This window comes from Vibrio neptunius, assembly GCF_000967495.1.
Lineage (GTDB): Bacteria > Pseudomonadota > Gammaproteobacteria > Enterobacterales > Vibrionaceae > Vibrio > Vibrio neptunius.
Map to the genome: position 1 here is coordinate 1 of NZ_JXXU01000038.1, position 1,515 is coordinate 1,515.

At 46.9% G+C, this 1,515-nt stretch carries 2 protein-coding genes; both read left to right on the top strand.

Going from position 1 to position 1,515, the window contains the following annotated elements; translation table 11 throughout:
- Nucleotides 1–2 precede the first annotated feature (2 nt).
- Nucleotides 3–1,154 (top strand): Tricorn protease domain-containing protein, encoded by a 1,152-nt coding sequence (locus tag TW84_RS24580; protein ID WP_420806548.1) that lies wholly within the window; start codon nucleotides 3–5, stop codon nucleotides 1,152–1,154.
- Nucleotides 1,151–1,515, top strand: a 365-nt coding sequence (locus TW84_RS12735; RefSeq protein WP_045976018.1) for a hypothetical protein, incomplete at its 3' end; no start/stop codon positions are given. The genes TW84_RS24580 and TW84_RS12735, both read left to right, overlap by 4 nt.

Below are 1,515 nucleotides of genomic sequence, written 5' to 3' on the forward strand. Positions count from 1 at the left end.
CAATCTTACCCTTGCTGGGGGTGGTTTTACTGGCAGGATGCAAGTGGCAAGAAACGCAGCCCAAGCCAACGGCCAGCATCGAACCACCACAAACCCCGCAGTCTGTTGCTGCGCCACCGCTAACGGTTGAAGAGCGGATCGCGGCCAAAAATGCCCAGCAATGGGACGATGGTCGGGTGTATATAACAGAGCATAACTACGTTACTTACGATCCAGACACAGGGAAACCAAGTTACGCTATCTACAAGGCCAAAGAGTGGCCCCGAGAAGATCTCAATAACCAAGACTCGTACGATCTACCGCGTGTGGTATTCCGCTGGGACAATGGACGCAATGTAGCAAAAGATCACTATGACCAGCGCGATAAAGTATGGAGCATTAAAACCGATGGCACCGATCTGCGTTTGGTCGCTGATGAGTTTGTTGGCAAGGTTCGCTTAATGCGTATATCGCCCAATAATCGTTATCTCGCGCTGGCTTATTCAGCCGAAGAGGGAATGTTTAAGGTGATTAAAGATTTGCAAACTGGCGACTATATTGAGCTGGGCCGCTCACGGGGCTATCCGGAATTTTTATGGGCCGAAGACAGCAGTTACCTCTACTATGTCGACCAATTTAAAGATTGGAAATACACCTTAAGCAGTGGTGAAAAGCAGCAAGTCGATACCGACTTTAATGAATACGCCATTATTTATAATGGTCGACGCGTGGTGGCCAATGATTTTGGTGTGGCTGTCTATGATGAAGCCAAAGACCAATTTCTATTTAGTGTTGGAGTCAACGCGGACGAAGATAATCTTCAAGAGTACGAGTTCCACAAGAGAGGTATCAGTCCGACAGGTAAATATGTCTGGGGTGAGAGCCGAAAATACCGTTTTTTCATTGATGTGGAAAATCAAACGTTTCAATCAGAGGTCAAAGATGACAATGTGATTGGCAAGTTTGAAATGCTAGAGGTGATTAGCAAAAATGGCAACTACGCGCGTAGTGGCGGCGCGGCGCAAGTATTTCTTTTTAAGCTAAATAGCCAACACCAGCTTGATAAATATAAGGTTTGGAAGCAAACGGGTGGCACGGGCCAAAGTGCAACTGGCTCCTCTCTTTATAATGCCTTTGCCAATAATGGCGATTTTGTTAAAGGAGAGACATTATGAGCACTTCTCCAGTCGATAAAGCCATCCCACTGCCAGCCAATTACTATCTATTTGGTGTCTATTTTAAAGGGGAGCTAGACCCAAAAACCAAGAACACGGTGCACCCTAAATGGCATGCTGAAACCAGCTTAATTGAGAACCAAGAGATCTCCAATGTGCGCCCGCTGGCTCGGGTGCCGCTGTTAAACGTGACTGATAGTGATAATCCCGAGCTTTGGGCCACCCGGCATGACTTTAAACTCAGCCAAATTAACAATGGTCAGCCCGATGAGCACGGGGTATATGAAGCGCTTAAACCCGAATCACCGATCCATGTGCTAGGTTCCCCGATCGCCAAAAGTGAAATATTTGGCATTCATTT